Below are 15,931 nucleotides of genomic sequence, written 5' to 3'. Positions count from 1 at the left end.
GCACGAGACGGGAGCCGCCGTGGACCAGACCAGCCGGAGCACGCCCGCCACCCTGCACGACGTGGCACGCGAGGCGGGCGTCTCGCTCGCCACCGCATCGCGGTCGCTCAACGGCAGCACGCGCAAGGTCAACGAGGCGTACCGCCAGCGCGTGCTCGACGCGGCCGCGCGGCTCGGCTACACCCCGAACCTCTCCGCCCAGGCGGTCGCGCGCGGCACGACCACCACCGTGGCGCTGCTCGTCGCAGACATCGCCGACCCCTACTTCTCCTCGATCGCGGCGGGCGTCGTCGGACAGGCCGACAGCGAGCGGCTGATCGTGACCATGGCCGAGACCGATCGCGACTCCGCCCGCGAGCTCGAGCTCGTCCGCGCGATGCGCGGCCAGCGCCCGCGCGTGATGATCCTCGCCGGATCCCGCCGCGCCGACGACCCCGCCGCCGCGGCGCTGCTCGACGAGCTCACCGCCTTCGAGTCGACCGGCGGGCGCGTGGTCTTCATCAGCGCGAACGACACCCCGTTCCGCACGGTCGCGCTGGAGAACCGCCAGGGCGCCCGCGCGCTCGCGACCGAGATGCTGGGCCTCGGCTACCGCCGCTTCGGGGCGCTCACGGGCCCGGCGGGCCTCCGCACCGGCGAGGACCGCATCGCGGGGTTCGCCGAGGGGCTCGTCGCCGGCGGATCCGACCTGCCCGCCGACCGCACCGCGCGCACGGAGTTCACGCGGGACGGCGGCTACGCCGGCATGCGCGAGCTCATCGCGCGCGGGCTCGGCGACACACAGCTCGTGTTCGCCCTGAACGACGTGATGGCGATGGGCGCGATGTCGGCGCTGCGCGACGCCGGCCTCGAGCCGGGGCTCGACGTCGCGGTCGCAGGCTTCGACGACATCCCCACGGTGCGCGACGTCACCCCGACCCTGACGACCGTGCGCCTGCCGCTCGAGGAGGTCGGCGAGCGCTCGCTGCGCCTCGCGCTCGCGGAGCAGGGCGCCGAGCCCGGCACCGCGGTGCCCACCGAGGTCGTCGTGCGCGAGAGCACGCCCCGCCTCGCCGCCGCGACCTGAGACCCATCAGAAGGCTGCACTCCCAGCCGGCCCCGGAACGCAGCAATTCGACGGGTCTCGACCACCGCACGGGCGGCGGATGCGCCGGGCGGACGCACCGCCCGCGGCATCCGCTCACTCGCCCGCGAACGCGACCGATCGCTCGTGCACGCCACCGACGACGACCTCGTCCGCGGCACCGGGCAGGCGCAGCACGGCCTCGGCGCCCTCGGGCACCGTGGCGACCACGGCGAGCGCGCCGTCCGCGAGCTCCCACCGCACGCGGGCGAGCCCGCGCGGGGTCTCGAGCGACGTGTCCGCCCAAGTCAGGTCGCCGCCGGGCCGCGGGGCGACCAGGATGCGCGCATAGCCGGGTGCGAGCGGCGCGAGGCCGCCGACGACCCGGTGCATCCAGTCGATCACCGCGCCGAGCGCGTAGTGGTTGAAGCTCGTCATCTCCCCCGGGTTGATCGAGCCGTCGGGCAGCATCGAGTCCCAGCGCTCCCAGATCGTGGTCGCGCCCATCGTGACCGGGTACAGCCACGAGGGGCACTCGGTCTGGAGCAGCAGGCGGTAGGCCGCGTCGAGGTGGCCGGTCGACGTGAGCGCATCGGTCACGAAGGGCGTTCCGGCGAAGCCCGTCGAGATGCGGTAGCCGCTGTCGGCGACGAGCTCCGCGAGGCGGCGCCCGGCGAACTCGAGGTCGTCGCCGTCGACCATGCCCGTGACGATGGCGAGGGCGTAGACGGCGGATGCGTCGGAGGTGATGACCCCGTCGCGCAGGTACTCCGCGTGGAAGCCCGCCCGGAGCGTCTCGGCCATCGCCGCGAACTCCTCGGCGGCGGCCTCGTCACCCAGCACCCGCGCGGCATCGACCGCGATCGTCGCCGACCTGAAGACGGCCAGCGTCGCGACGACGTGCCCGTCGGCCTTGGCCTGGAACGGCGCGTCCGGCGGGGCATCCGGATCGAGCCAGTCGCCCAGCTGCATGCCGGCCGCCCACACGCCCGACGGGTCGAGCAGCCCGCGCACGCGCCGCAGGTGCGCGGCCATCGCGGGGAACGCCTCGCGCAGCACGCGCTCGTCGCCGTACGCCTCGTAGACCGCCCACGGCACCCAGGCCGCGGCGTCGCTCCAGATCGCCATCGCCTCCGGCTTCGGGAACTCGGGCGGCACGTCGAAGTACTTGATCGCGTCGGGCACGACGAGCGGCACGATCCCGTCGGCGTGGCGCTGCTCGAGGTCGAGGTCGACCAGCCAGTCGCGCAGGAAGTCCTGCACGTCGTAGAGGAACGCGGCGCTCGACGCGAACGCGGCGATGTCGCCCGTCCACCCGAGGCGCTCGTCGCGCTGCGGGCAGTCGGTGGGCACGTCGACGAAGTTGCCGCGCATGCCCCAGACCGCGTTCTCGTGCAGCCGGTCGAGCAGCGGGTTCGACGTCGACATGCGGCCGATGCGGCGCAGCTCCGTCCCGATGACGACCGCGGTGAGCGCGCCCGCGCCGATCGCGTCCGCGCCGCCCGGCCAGCCCGACACCTCGACGTACCGGAACCCGTGGAACGTCAGGGTCGGCTCGAACACGTCGTCGCCCCCGCTCAGCAGGTAGCGGTCGGTGGCGCGCGCCGACCGCAGGGGCCGCGTGCCGAGCTCGCCGTGCTCGAGCACCTCGGCGTGGCGCAGCACGACCTCGGCGCCCGCCTCGCCGCGCACGGCGACGCGCACCCAGCCGACGAGGTTCTGGCCGAAGTCGACCAGCACCGCGCCGCTCGGCGACGTCGTCACCGACACGGGCACGAGCTCCTGCGTGCGACGCACGGGCGGCCCGAGGTAGGGCTCGAGCTTCGCGTGGTCGAACTCGAGCTGGTGCACCCCGACCCAGCCGTCGCCGTCGAACCCGGCGCCCAGCCAGGCGTCGTCGCGCCGTCGTGCGTCGATCGCCTGGCCGTCGTAGAGGTCGTTCGCGAGCGTCGGGCCGGGGCCCGCGGCCCACGCGGCATCCGTGCCGACGACCTGCTCGTGACCGTCGGCGAACCGCACGCGCAGCTCGGCGAACGCGCCGAGCTCGTCGCCGTACAGGTTGCGGTTTCCCGCCCACCCGAGCTTGCCGCGGTACCAGCCGTTGCCGAGTGCGAGGCCGATCACGTTGGCGCCGTCGGCGACCAGGCCGGTCACGTCGGTCTCCGCGACGCGCAGGCGCCACTCGTAGCTCGACCAGCCCGGCGTCAGCAGGTCGTCGGAGACCCGTTCGCCGTTCAGCCACGCCTCGACCACGCCGAGCGCGGTGCGGGCGAGCGTCGCCTGCACGACATCGCCGTGACCGGGGTCGAGCACCACCTCCCGTCGCAGCAGGGGCGCCCCGCCGAAGTCGTCGTCGGGCGCGACCATCCGCGCGGTCCACTGGTGCGTCATCGCAAGATCCTTCCGCCCGTCCTCGGGTTCGGTGTCGTGGGCCGGGGCCCGTTCGGAGCGTACCCGCCGGGTCATCGCACGGTCGTGCCGGCCGTGCCGGGAGCAGCGGATGCCCCGGAGCCCGACGCCGCGCCGCCTGCGACGCTCGCCTCGGTGACGTCCGCCTCGGTGACGTCCGCCTCGGTGATGCCCGCCTCGGTGATGCACGCCTCGGTGATGCACGCCTCGGCGACGGATGCCTCCGGCGCGCTCGCCTCGGCACCCGCATCCGCCTCCTCGGCGAGGTCCGCCCGCGGCATCCGGGCGATCCAGAACGCGCCCATCGCGAGGGCGACGCCGCTCGTGGCGAAGAGGAACCAGTAGAGCGCCTGCGGCCCCGCGGCGATGATCGCCGGCGTGACCAGCGCGACGGCGGCGGCGATGACGCGCGTGAAGGCGATCATCACGCCCTGCGCGCCCGAACGGGCGAGCGTCGAGAACAGCTCCTGCGCCCAGACCTTGAACATCGGCTCGCCGGCGATCGCGCCGCCGATCGCGAACAGCACGCCGTTCAGCACGAGCGTGAACAGCGTCACCCCGAAGATCGCGGGCACGGCCATCGCGGCGAGCACGAAGACCGCGCCGATCGCGAAGGCGCGCATGCGCCAGCGGGTGTCGACGAGGCGCATGAGCGTCAGCATGCCGACGAGCGAGACGCCGAACGCGATCAGGCTGAGCGCCGACGCCGTCGAGACGTCGGAGCCGGCGACGTTGACGTAGAGGTAGGTGCTGAACTGGCCGTTCGTGTTGGCGGCGATGTTGACGAGGGCGTAGAACAGGCCGACCGCGATGAGCGGCACGAGCACGGGCGCCCGGAACAGGCTGCGGATCGCGCCCGGATCGGCCTCGGCGGTCGTGCCCTGGGCGGCAGCCACCTCGATGGCGGTCGTGCGGCGGTCGTGGGCGGCCCGCCACTTCGCCGACTCGGGCAGCGTGATGCGCAGCACGAGCACGATCACGGCCACGACCGCGAGGAAGGCGTAGAGGATGCGGCCGCCGGTGGTGCCCATGCCGCCGACGAAGATGCCCATGACGATGATCGCGAGGATGCCGAGCATCCAGAGCACGTGCGAGAAGGTGATCATCTTTCCGCGCTTGTCGTCGGGGGCGCTCTCGGCGATCATCGCCATCGACACGGGCAGGTCGGCGCCGGCGCCGAAGCCGAGCAGTGCGAGCGAGACGTACAGCACGGCCGGGTCCCAGGCCATGGCGCTGAGCGCGGCGCCGATCGCGAACACGATGAGCGTCACGGTGAACACGCGGCGACGTCCGAAGCGGTCGCCCAGGCGGCCGCCCGTGAACGCGCCGATCGCGATGGTCAGGGTGAGCAGTGCGGAGAACTGGCCGATCTGCGCGGCGCTCACGCCGAGGCCGTCCTGGAAGAGCACGAGCGCCGTGCCGGTGGCGACGATGGCGCCGGCATCGATGAACGAGGCCATGCCGGCGATCACGGCGATCCACCAGGGGTTGGGCTGACGGACGGCGGCGGGGCCGGATGCGCTCCGGTCGGAAATCGAGGTCATGACGTGAACTCCGTTGTCGGTCGGCCCGGCGGCGCACCGGCGGGAGTGAAACGATTCACACGCATCGTAGCAGAATCCCGAGCCATCGCTAGGTTTTCCGCTCGGCGCCCGGCTCACACCGCGCACCCCGCACCTCCACCCCGCACCCGAGACCCGTCAACAAGCTGCGTTCCCAGCGCCCGAAGCGCAGTCGTTCGACGGGTCTCCCACGCATCGCCGGGAAGACCCGTCGAGAACCTGCGTTCCCAGCGCCCGAAGCGCAGTCGTTCGACGGGTCTCGGCAACGAGTGGGCGGCCAGGCCAGGCGGCGCGCGCGCCTCGGTGCACACGATGTTGCGCGGCATCCGCACCTGTCCTACACTGTGGTAAACGCTTTCCCGCATCGCTGCGGCCTCACGGTCGGCGGCGGCGGGATCCGCACCCGACGAACAGGAAGACTCCCCGTGGCAGCGCAGACGATCGGCATCATCATGAACGGCGCCTCCGGGCGCATGGGCTACCGGCAGCACCTCGTGCGGTCGATCCTCGCGATCCGCGAGCAGGGCGGCGTCGAGCTCTCCGACGGCACCCGCGTGCAGGTCGAGCCGCTGCTCGTCGGCCGCAGCGAAGCGAAGCTCGCCGAGCTCGCCGAGCGCCACGGCATCGAGCACTACACGACCGACCTCGACGCCGCGCTCGCCGACGACCGCTGGCAGATCTACGCCGACTTCCTCGTCACCAAGGCGCGCTTCCCCGCGATCAAGAAGGCCATCGCCGCCGGCAAGGCGATCTACACCGAGAAGCCGACGGCCGAGAGCTTCGAGGACGCGCTCGAGCTCGCCCGCCTGGCGAAGGAGGCCGGCGTCAAGAACGGCGTCGTGCACGACAAGCTCTACCTGCCGGGCCTGCGCAAGCTGAAGCGCCTGATCGACTCGGGCTTCTTCGGCCAGATCCTCTCGGTGCGCGGCGAGTTCGGCTACTGGGTCTTCGAGGGCGACTGGCACCCGGCCCAGCGCCCGAGCTGGAACTACCGCTCCGAGGACGGCGGCGGCATCATCGTCGACATGTTCCCGCACTGGAACTACGTGCTCGAGAACCTGTTCGGTCGCGTCGAGTCGGTCTACGCGAAGGCCGTCACCGAGATCCCGCAGCGGGTCGACGAGCGGGGCGAGCCGTACGCTGCCACCGCCGACGATGCCGCCTACGCCATCTTCGAGCTCGCCGGCGGCATCACCGCGCAGCTGAACTCCAGCTGGACCACGCGCGTGAACCGCGACGAGCTCGTCGAGTTCCAGGTCGACGGCACGCTCGGCTCGGCGGTCGTGGGACTGTTCGGCTGCAAGATCCAGCCGCGCAACGCCACGCCGAAGCCGGTCTGGAACCCCGACATCCCCGACACCATCGACTACGCCTCCACCTGGCTCGAGACTCCCGAGACCGAGGTCTTCGAGAACGGCTTCAAGGTGCAGTGGGAGGACTTCATCCGCCACGTCGTCGAGGACGCCCCGAACCACTACGACTTCCTCGCCGGCGCCCGCGGCATGCTCCTCGCCGAGACGGGCCTCGCCTCGAGCGACCAGGGTCGCCGCCTCGAGGTGCCCGAGGTGACGGTGGCGGGCGCGCCCGACACGGCGTCGGGCGCCTCCGCGGCGGAGCTGACCGGGGCGGGAGCCTGAGCATGACCGCGCTGACCCTGCTCGGCGCCGACGGCCGGGCCGCCGCGGTCGAGCTCGCCGAGGCCCCGGCGTTCGACCGCCCGCGGCATCCGCTGCGCTCGCGGGTCGCCTACGCCGCCGCGCACGTCGTGCCGAAGCCGTACGCCGACAACACGCCGGGGCAGCCCGCCGAGATCGACTGGGACGCGACCCTCGCCTACCGGCACCACGTGTACTCGTGGGGCCTCGGCGTCGCCGACGCGATGGACACCGCGCAGCGCAACATGGGCCTGGACCCGGCCGCGACCCGCGAGCTCATCACCCGCAGCGCCGCCGAGGCGGCGTCGGTGGGCGGCGCACTCGTGGTCGGCGTCAACACCGACCACGTCGAGGACGAGCAGATCACGCTCGACGAGGTGATCGCGGCGTACACGGAGCAGCTCCACCACGCCGAGGACGCCGGCGCCGGCGCCGTGCTCATGGCCAGCCGCCACCTCGCGCGCGCCGCGCAGTCGGCCGACGACTACCGCCGCGTCTACCGCGAGGTGCTGGCCGCGGCGGGCGCGCCCGTCGTGCTGCACTGGCTCGGCACGGCGTTCGACCCGTCGCTCGAGGGCTACTTCGGGTCGACCGACACGGATGCCGCCTCCGACACGCTCGTCGACATCATCGAGGCCGCACCCGACAAGGTCTCCGGCGTGAAGATGAGCCTGCTCGACGCCGACGCCGAGATCGCCGTGCGCCGGCGCCTGCCGGAGGCCGTGCGCATGTTCACGGGCGACGACTTCAACTACGTCGGCCTCATCGCGGGCGACGAACAGGGGCACTCGGACGCCCTGCTGGGCGCGTTCGCCGCGATCGCCCCGCACGCGTCGGCCGCGATCCAGGCGCTCGACGCCGGCGAGACGGCCGAGTACCACCGCATCCTGCAGCCGACCGAGACGCTGTCGCGCCAGATCTTCGCCGCGCCGACGTACTACTACAAGACCGGCGTCGCGTTCCTGTCCTGGCTGAACGGCCACCAGGCCGCGTTCCAGATGGTCGGCGGCCTGCACGCGGCGCGCAGCCTGCCGCACCTGTCGGAGATCGTGCGACTCGCCAACGCGTGCGGCGCGCTCGAGCGGCCCGAGCTGGCCGCGGCCCGCTGGCACTCGCTGCTCACGCTGAACGGCGTGTTCGAGGCGACGGATGCCTCGGCCGAGGCCGCATCCGCCACCGCGGAGGTGCTCGCGTGAGCACGCATCCCCGCCTCTCGATGAACCAGGGCACGATCAAGCACGCGTCGCTGCCCGAGGCGATCGCCGCGCTGACCGGCGCCGGCTACCGGTCGATCGGCACCTGGCGCGAGCCCGTGCAGGGGCTCGGGCTGACGGAGTCGGCCGCACGGCTCGCCGACTCGGGCCTGCGGCTGTCGACCCACTGCCGCAGCGGATTCTTCACGATGCCCGAGGGGCCCGCCCGGCGCGCGTCCATCGACGACAACCTCCGCGCGATCGAGGAGACCGCGACGCTCGCCGCTGCCGGGGCCGACGGCTCCACCGCGGTGCTCGTGATCGTCGGCGGTGGGCTGCCCGAGGGCTCCCGCGACGTCGTCGGCGCGCGCGAGCGGGTGCGCGACGCGATCGGCGAGCTCGCTCCCGCCGCCGAGGCCGCGGGCGTGACCCTCGCGATCGAGGCGCTGCACCCGATGTACGCGTCCGACCGCTGCGTCGTCTCGACGCTCGGCCAGGCGCTCGACATCGCCGAGGACTTCGACGCCGACGTGGTCGGCGCGGTCGTCGACACGTTCCACGTCTGGTGGGACCCGGAGGTGCTGCCGCAGATCGCCCGCGCCGGAGCCTCGGGTCGCATCGCGACCTACCAGGTGTGCGACTGGGCGACGCCGCTGCCCGCGGACGTGCTCATGGGCCGCCACTACCCGGGTGACGGCGTGATCGACTTCGGGACGCTCACTGCGGCCGTCGAGGCGACGGGCTACGCCCGCGACATCGAGGTCGAGCTGTTCAACGCCGACATCTGGGCGACCCCGTTCGACGAGGTCGCGCGCCGCACCGCCGAGTCGTTCGGCGCGGCCGTCGCGCCGCACCTCGCGGCATCCGTTCCGGCCTGACCCCGGCGCCCAGCGCGCCGCGCCCGACCCGGCGCGTCTCGGCCCGACCCGGCCCGCGGCGTCACACCTCCCCCATCGCTGGTGCGGGGACGGGCGGGCAGGCGGCCGTCGCGCGGGCGGCGCGGGTCAGGCGTCGAGCAGCGCCGACTGCACGGCCACGAGGTCGGGGCCCCAGCGGGTGTCCATCCAGCCCTGCACGGTGCCGTCGTCGTAGCGCACCTGCACGAAGAGGTAGCCGTTCTGCTGCCAGGTCGACAGCACGCTCTCCGCGCCCAGCTCCGACAGCTCGTCCTGGATCGCGGTCAGGGTCGCCTCGTCGCCGTCGCCCGCGTTCGCCTCGTCGAGGCGCTCGTCGACCATCGCGGGCGGCGAGTAGAGCGCGAGCGGCACGACGTCGCCGGTCACGGTGAACGTCTCGCCGTCCCACCGGCCGACCGCGGCGTAGGTGCCCCACCGCACGCCCGACGCCTCCTCGAACGTGCCCTCGGGGAAGGTCCATTCCGCCAGCGGCATGCCGCCGCACTGCGGCGGGTACGACTCCATCACCGCGCCGATGCAGAACTGGGCCGCGGCGCCGTCCTCCGCCAGCACGGTGCCCTGCGCGACGACGTCGCCGGCCGGGATCGGCGCGGGCACGTCGTCGCCGGCGCTGTCGCCGCCCGGGCCGCTCCCGGCCGAGGCGCAGGCGGTGAAGGATGCGGCGATGGCGAGCGCGACGGCGGCGGCGAGCACACGGATGGGCATGGACCCATCCTCGCGCCCGCCCGCGGTCGCGCACCAGCCAACGTTCCGCCCGCCTCGGTCGTCAGCACGGCGTGCGACCCGGGCCGCGTGCGCCGGCCCGGCTCAGGCGCGGCTCGCCCGCGACCACTCGAGCAGTCGATCGACCGGCCAGGTCGTGACGATGCGCTCCTCCGGCACCCCGGCCGCCTCGGCCCGCGCCGCCCCCAGCGCGAGGAACGACAGGTGCCCCGGCGCGTGCCCGTCGCTGTCGATGCTGAACACGCATCCGGCATCGATCGCGAGCGCGATGAGCTCGTCGGGCGGGTCCTGCCGCTCGGGGCGCGAGTTGATCTCCACCGCGACGTCGTGGTCGGCGCACGCGGCGAAGACCGCCTCGGCGTCGAACTCCGACGGCGGCCGGGTGCGCCCGCCCGCGACCTTGCGGCCGGTGCAGTGCCCGAGCACGTTGGTGAACGGGTGCTCGATGGCGCGGAGCATCCGCTCGGTCATGGCGGCCCGCTCCGACCGCAGCTTCGAGTGCACGCTCGCGACGACGACGTCGAGGCGGTGCAGCATCGCGGGCGTCTGGTCGAGCGAGCCGTCCTCGAGGATGTCGACCTCGATGCCCTTCAGGACGCGGGCGCCGCCGTCGCGGGCGTCGTTCAGGTCGTCGACCACGCGCAGCTGCTCGGCGAGGCGCTCGGCCGACAGCCCTCCCGCGACCCGCAGGCTCGGCGAGTGGTCGGTGAGCACGAGGTACTCGAGGCCGACGAGGTCGGCGGCACGGGCCATCGTGGCGATGGGCGTCGTGCCGTCGGACCACTCGCTGTGGCTGTGCAGGTCGCCGCGCAGGCGCGCGCGCAGCCCCGAGGCATCCGGCACCGCGGCCCCGAGCCGCTCGCGCAGGACGCGGAGGTACTCGGGCACCCCGCCCGCGACGGCCTCGGCGATGACCGTCGCGGTGCGGTCGCCGACGCCGGGGATGCGGCGCAGCGACCCGTCGGCCGTGCGCGACGCGAGCTCGTCGGGCGACAGGTCCTCGATGGCGGCGGCCGCCCCGCGGAACGCCTTCGTGCGGTACGGCGAGGCGAGGTCGCGCTCGAGCAGGAACGCGATCTCCTCGAGGGCGCCGAGCGGGGTCACGATGCGGCCGCGGGGGCCGCCCGGCGGGCGAGCCGGTCGAACACGAGGTAGAACGCGAGGTACGCGACGAACGAGCAGGCGAAGCCGATGGTCGCGATCCAGGCGGCGGGGCGGTCCCAGGCGAGGTCGGCGTTCGCCAGCGCGATCGCGAGGAGGATCGCGGCGAGGCTCACCAGCTGCGCCTGGAACACCCACCGGTAGGCCGACCAGCGGTCGTCGCGGATCATCCAGACGTTCACGAGCCCGGGCAGGGTGAGCACGGCGCCCACGATACGCGCCGTGAGCGGCGTGAGCTCCCACGCCCAGCGGTCGACCAGGAGGCTCGGCAGGACGAACAGCACCAGGCCCGTCGCCGTGGCCGCGAGCCCCACCGCCACGAGCAGCACGCGCCACGCGAGCGGGATGCGCGCGTCGCGCGCGTCGGGCGTGCCCGGGTCGTGCCCGCGCTGCAGCAGGATCGCCGCGAGCACCAGGAACGGCGTCGTCACGTAGAGCACCACCCAGGTGATGAACGAGACGTGCCCGAAGTGGAAGCGGTCCCAGTGCAGGAACGTCGCGATGCCGGCGAGGGTCGCGAACAGCAGCACCGCCGGGAAGCCGTGGCGCATGCGGTGCCAGCGCCCGACCCGCAGCACCAGCACGAAGAACCAGATGCCGCCGATGTAGGCCGACGCCAGCAGCATCGCGCTCGGGGCGGGCACGACGGTCCAGGAGAAGGTGACGTCGGTCGTGCCGGGGAAGACGTAGAGCAGCACCGCCGCAACCACCAGGAACGGGACGATCACCACCGCGAGCACGCGCGTGTAGGTGAGGATGCGGTCGTCGCCGGGCACGGGTGCGTCGGGCGCTGCGGTCGTCATGACGGTGCCTCCTCGGATGCCCCGGGGCCGGCCGGCTCCGGGTCGCGGTCGTCCAGCGCGAGGGCAACCGCCTCGTCCACCGGCATCGCGCGGCCCGCGAGCCGCGACTGCTCGAGCAGGGCGGCCGCGGGGCTCTCGCGCACCCCGTCGATGATCTGGCTGTGGAAGCTGAACGACGGCTGGTTGTACAGGCCGGTGCGCTCGCGCAGCACCTCGGATGCGCCGAGCAGCACTCCCGCACGCGCGATGCGCCCCGCCGTCGCGGCGACCGACAGCACGCCCTCGAGCCCGTATGCGACCCCCTCGGCGTGCCCCCACTGAACCGACAGGCGGAGGCTCTCGGCGAACCGCTCGGCCGCGGCCACCGCATCGCCGAGGAGCAGGTCCGCCCAGCCGAGGTGGTGCAGGGCGATCTCCTCGCCGAGCCGGTCGTCCTGGCGGCGTGCGACCGCGAGGCTCTCGTCGAAGCGCTCGAGCGCCACCTGCACGCGCTGCTGGAGGATCGCGACCCGGCCCAGGGTGACGAGCGCCATGGCCACGCCCCACTGGTCGCCGACGGAGCGCAGCAGCTCGAGGCTCGTGGTGAGCGCCGCGTCGGCGCGCACCGGGTCGGGTCGCGGCGAGCCGAGCAGGGCGAGTGCGCGGGAGATCTGCGCGAGCGCCTCGCCACTCGGGTCGCCCACCGCGTGGAAGAGCCGCGCGCTCTCGTCCAGGCCGGCGGCGATGTCGCCCGGCTCGCGCTGCCAGAACCCGATCGCCCGGGTGAAGTACAGCGCGATGGCCCGCGTGCGATCGTCGAGCGCCTCGGCGCGGTCGAGCACCTCCTGCATCCAGCCGCGCACCTCGCCGAGGTGGCCGCCCACCCACCAGTAGACGTAGAGATCCCAGGTCAGCTCGGCGACGTCACCCCAGCGGCCGACCTCGAGCAGGTACCGTGCGGCCGCGCGCAGGTTCTCCGACTCGTCGCCGAGCCGGAGCATCCAGCGCAGCTGGGCGGCGCCCTCGAGCTCGAGCTCCGCCGCATCGGCGACCCGCAGGTACCAGGCGGCGTGGCGCGCTCGTGCGTGGCCGAGCGCGTCGTCGGGCTCTGCGGCGAGGGCCTCGCGCGCGTACTCGCGCACGGTCGCGAGCATGGTGAACGCGGCGTGGTCGTCGCGCTCGCGCTGGTGCACGAGGCTGCCGTCGACGAGGGCGCCCAGGTCGTCGAGGACGAACGCGTCGGGCACGTCGTCGACGAGCCACTCCGCGGCCTCGAGCGAGAACGGCCCGGCGAACACGCCGAGCCGCGCGAACAGCGCCCGCTGCGGCTCCGTGAGCAGCTGGGTGCTCCAGTCGATCGTCGAGCGCATGGTGCGCTGCCGCTCGGGCAGGTCGCGCGCGCCACCGGCGAGCACGACGAGGCTGCGATCGAGTCGCTCGAGCAGGTCGGCCGGGCTGAGCAGCCTCGCCCGGGCGGCGGCGAGCTCGATCGCGAGGGGCACGCCGTCGAGCGCGATGCAGATGCCGACGATCGACGCGACGTTCGCGTCGGTGAGTTCGACGTCGGGCCGCGTGGCCCGCGCCCGCTCGAGGAACAGCGCGACGGCGGGATTCCCGGCCGCCTCATCGGGCCCCGCGTCCGGTGCGGGCAGCGCGAGCGGGCCGACCTCGACCCCCTGCTCGCCGGCGATGCGCAGGAGGATACGGCTCGTCGCGAGCACCGTGGTGCCCCGCGCCGCCGCGAGCAGTCCCGACAGCACCGTCGCGGCCCCGTCGGCGACCTGCTCGAGGTTGTCGAGCACGAGCAGCATCCGCCGATCGCCGAGCGCGACGCGCACCTGCTCGCCGATGGTGCCGTCCCCGGCGTCGCGCACGCCCAGGGCGGTGGCGAGCGCGGACTCCACGCCCGCGGCGTCCGTCGCCGACGCGAGGTCGACGAAGACGACGCCGTCGGGCAGGCCCGGTTCCGCGGCGCGTGCGGCGTCGATCGACAGGCGGGTCTTGCCGATGCCGCCCGGCCCGGTCAGGGTGACCAGGCGCACGTCGTCGCTCGCGACGAGGGCCGCGATGCGCGCGAGCTCGTCGTCGCGCCCGATGATCGGCGTGCGCGCGGCCGGCAGGGGCGCGACCGGTCGCGGCGCGGCGTCGGGCGCCGCGGCCGCCGAGGCCGCGTGCACGAAGCGCTCTGCGAGCAGCGTCGCGAGGTCGGTGCGCAGCAGGTCGCCCAGCTCCTCGGCGTCGTCGAAGTAGACGTACGACGTGCGGTCGTCGTCCTTCATGTGGGCGAGCATCTCCGCCAGGCGCGGCTCCCTGGCATCGCTGCGCCGCACGTACATGAGCTTCGGCAGCTCGGGCGGCGCGAGCCGGTACTCGTCCTCGAGGCCGGAGATCTCCTCGTCGGGCGCGACCCAGCCGTACTGGTCGCCGTAGAGCCCCACGAAGATGTCGCTCTGGCGCAGGTAGGCCCGGTACAGGTCGCGGGGCGGATGCGGCCGGGCGCCGAGTTCGAACATGACCGGCGCCAGGTGGAGCTGCTCGATGGCTCTCCGGGCGGCGCGCCGTTCGGCGGCGAGCTCCTTCAGCGTGGAACTCACGAACACGCGCAGGCGTTGGTCGGGAGTACGAATCCCGCCGGGTGCCGGGTCCATGTGTCCGAGTCTGTCGGGGGCGCCGTGGGCCTGTCCAGTGCCGCCTTCGGGGGGTTGGCACTGTCGGAGGCCGGATGCACGGCGCTACACTCCCCCGCATGGCGACCTCGGGCGTCCCGCCCGTGCACGTGATGCTCGTCGCGGCCGCACCCGCGACGCGGGAGGCCGTGTCCGCCGAGCTGGCTCGCCGGTACGCCGCCGACTACCGCATCGAGCAGGTCGCGGCCGAGGACGCCGCCGCCCGCATCGCCGAGCTGCGCGCCGCGGGCGACGACCTCGTGCTCGTGCTCGCCGACGACCCGCACTCGGCGGAGGACGGCGCCACGATCTTCACGGCGGCGAAGGAGGCCTTCCCCGACGTGCGCCGTGGCCTGCTGATCCCGTGGGGCGGCTGGGCCGACGCGGAGACGGCGACCCGGGTGCAGCGCCTCCTCGCCCACGTGCAGATCGACACGTACGTGGTGGTGCCGCGGCACAGCCCCGACGAGCGCTTCCACCGCACGATCGCGGAGTTCCTCGAGGAGTGGGCGCACGGTGCCGATGCACGCCACCCGGGCTTCACGGTCATCGGCGACGACGCCCAGCCGCGCACGCACGTGCTGTCGAACCTGCTCATGCGCGGCGGCGTGCACCACGACCGGCTGGGCCCGGACGCCCCCGACGCGACCCGGCTCCTCGACGCCGCGGGCACCCCGTACGCGGGCGTGCCGCTCGTGCGCACCTCCGAGGGGCGCATGCTCGTCGACCCGACCGACACCGAGCTCGCGGCCGCGCACGGGCTGGAGACCACGCTGCCCGACGAGCCCGTCGACGTGGTGATCGTCGGCGCGGGGCCCGCCGGGCTCGCCGCGGCGGTGTACGCGTCGTCGGAGGGGCTGCGCACCCTGGTGGTCGAGAGCGAGTCGGTCGGCGGGCAGGCCGGGTCGAGCTCGCTGATCCGCAACTACCTCGGCTTCCCGCGCGGTGTCGCGGGCTCCGACCTCGCGCAGCGGGCGTACCAGCAGGCGTGGATGTTCGGGGCGCGCTTCGCGCACGCCCGACGCGCGGTCGGGCTCGACACGAGCGAGGCGAGGATGTTCGCGCTCGCCGTCGACGCGGGCGCCGGCCACGAGCCCGAGGTCGTGCACGCTCGGTCCGTCGTGCTCGCGACGGGCGTCTCGTACCGTCGGCTCGCGGTGCCGTCGCTCGAGCCGTTCATCGGCGCGACCGTGTTCTACGGCGTGTCCGCGACGGAGGCGCGGGCGCAGTCGGGGCGCGACGTGGTCATCGTCGGCGGCGGGAACTCGGCCGGCCAGGCCGCCCTGCACGTCGCGCGCTATGCACGCTCGGTGAGCCTCGTGGTGCGCGGGGCCTCGCTGGCCGACAGCATGTCGCAGTACCTCATCGACCAGCTCGACGCGGTGGGCGTGGTGATCCGCACCGAGTCGCGGGTGGCCGCGGCGCACCCCGACGACGAGGGCAGGCTCGCGGCGGTCGACCTGGAGCACCCCGTGACCGGTGCGCGCACCACGGTGCCGGCCGGGGCCGTGTTCATCACGATCGGCGCGCGCCCGCGCACCGACTGGGTCGGCGACGCCGTGCTGCGCGACCGGTGGGGGTCGATCATCACGGGGGCGGACGTCGTGCTCGAGGGCGGCCGCATCGCGTGGCCCCACGAGCGCCCGCCGGCGCCCCACGAGGCATCCGTTCCCGGCGTGTTCGCGGTCGGCGACGTGCGGCGCGGCTCGATCAAGCGGGTCGCGTCCGCCGTCGGCGAGGGCTCGGTCACCGTCTCGGCGGTGCACCGGCACCTGGGCGAGTTCGACGCGCCCTGAGCGG

11 protein-coding genes are annotated in these 15,931 nt (G+C 74.0%); 5 read left to right on the top strand and 6 right to left on the bottom strand.

Annotated features, from left to right (window positions below):
- Positions 1-19: 19 nt before the first annotated feature.
- A complete protein-coding gene (locus ABZK10_RS09625) occupies positions 20-1,066 on the top strand; it encodes a LacI family DNA-binding transcriptional regulator (RefSeq protein ID WP_353808971.1) in 1,047 nt (348 codons plus the stop codon).
- A gap of 114 nt (positions 1,067-1,180) precedes the next feature.
- Here the strand turns inward: ABZK10_RS09625 and ABZK10_RS09620 are convergent, their stop codons facing one another.
- Together ABZK10_RS09620 and ABZK10_RS09615 are read right to left on the bottom strand one after the other, a co-directional pair.
- Entirely contained in the window at positions 1,181-3,454 is a 2,274-nt protein-coding gene (locus tag ABZK10_RS09620; RefSeq protein ID WP_353808970.1) for a family 78 glycoside hydrolase catalytic domain, read from the bottom strand.
- A 71-nt stretch (positions 3,455-3,525) separates the two neighbouring features.
- Positions 3,526-5,016 (bottom strand): MFS transporter, encoded by a 1,491-nt coding sequence (locus tag ABZK10_RS09615; protein WP_353808969.1) that lies wholly within the window; start codon positions 5,014-5,016, stop codon positions 3,526-3,528.
- Positions 5,017-5,486: 470 nt separating this feature from the next.
- Here ABZK10_RS09615 and ABZK10_RS09610 point away from each other — a divergent pair, with 470 nt between their 5' ends.
- The 3 genes from ABZK10_RS09610 to ABZK10_RS09600 are packed head-to-tail and all read left to right on the top strand — an operon-like array spanning position 5,487 to position 8,760.
- Positions 5,487-6,671 carry a Gfo/Idh/MocA family protein gene (locus ABZK10_RS09610; protein ID WP_353809646.1) on the top strand — a complete coding sequence of 395 codons (1,185 nt, stop codon included), beginning with the start codon at positions 5,487-5,489 and terminating at the stop codon, positions 6,669-6,671.
- A gap of 2 nt (positions 6,672-6,673) precedes the next feature.
- Positions 6,674-7,885 carry a dihydrodipicolinate synthase family protein gene (locus tag ABZK10_RS09605; RefSeq protein WP_353808968.1) on the top strand — a complete coding sequence of 404 codons (1,212 nt, stop codon included), beginning with the start codon at positions 6,674-6,676 and terminating at the stop codon, positions 7,883-7,885.
- Positions 7,886-7,905: 20 nt separating this feature from the next.
- Complete coding sequence (locus ABZK10_RS09600) at positions 7,906-8,760, top strand: sugar phosphate isomerase/epimerase family protein (protein WP_353809645.1); 855 nt, start codon at positions 7,906-7,908, stop codon at positions 8,758-8,760.
- A 126-nt stretch (positions 8,761-8,886) separates the two neighbouring features.
- Here ABZK10_RS09600 and ABZK10_RS09595 read toward each other — a convergent pair whose 3' ends face one another.
- The 4 genes from ABZK10_RS09595 to ABZK10_RS09580 form a co-directional block, all read right to left on the bottom strand.
- Positions 8,887-9,504 carry a hypothetical protein gene (locus ABZK10_RS09595; RefSeq protein ID WP_353808967.1) on the bottom strand — a complete coding sequence of 206 codons (618 nt, stop codon included), beginning with the start codon at positions 9,502-9,504 and terminating at the stop codon, positions 8,887-8,889.
- A gap of 102 nt (positions 9,505-9,606) precedes the next feature.
- The gene (locus ABZK10_RS09590) at positions 9,607-10,626 is read right to left on the bottom strand and encodes a PHP domain-containing protein (RefSeq protein ID WP_353808966.1); all 1,020 of its coding nucleotides are present in this window, start codon (positions 10,624-10,626) and stop codon (positions 9,607-9,609) included.
- Positions 10,623-11,486 carry a hypothetical protein gene (locus ABZK10_RS09585; RefSeq protein WP_353808965.1) on the bottom strand — a complete coding sequence of 288 codons (864 nt, stop codon included), beginning with the start codon at positions 11,484-11,486 and terminating at the stop codon, positions 10,623-10,625. Before ABZK10_RS09585 ends, ABZK10_RS09590 begins: the two co-directional genes overlap by 4 nt.
- A complete protein-coding gene (locus tag ABZK10_RS09580) occupies positions 11,483-14,113 on the bottom strand; it encodes an ATP-binding protein (RefSeq protein ID WP_353808964.1) in 2,631 nt (876 codons plus the stop codon). The genes ABZK10_RS09585 and ABZK10_RS09580 overlap by 4 nt, the downstream gene beginning before the upstream one ends.
- A gap of 98 nt (positions 14,114-14,211) precedes the next feature.
- Here ABZK10_RS09580 and ABZK10_RS09575 point away from each other — a divergent pair, with 98 nt between their 5' ends.
- A complete protein-coding gene (locus ABZK10_RS09575; protein ID WP_353808963.1) occupies positions 14,212-15,927 on the top strand; it encodes an NAD(P)/FAD-dependent oxidoreductase in 1,716 nt (571 codons plus the stop codon).
- Positions 15,928-15,931: the final 4 nt, after the last annotated feature.

It is taken from the genome of Agromyces sp. SYSU T00194, assembly GCF_040496035.1.
GTDB lineage: Bacteria > Actinomycetota > Actinomycetes > Actinomycetales > Microbacteriaceae > Agromyces > Agromyces chitinivorans.
The sequence above is the reverse complement of the archived record's forward strand: the minus strand, read 5'-3'. Positions and strand labels throughout refer to the sequence as shown.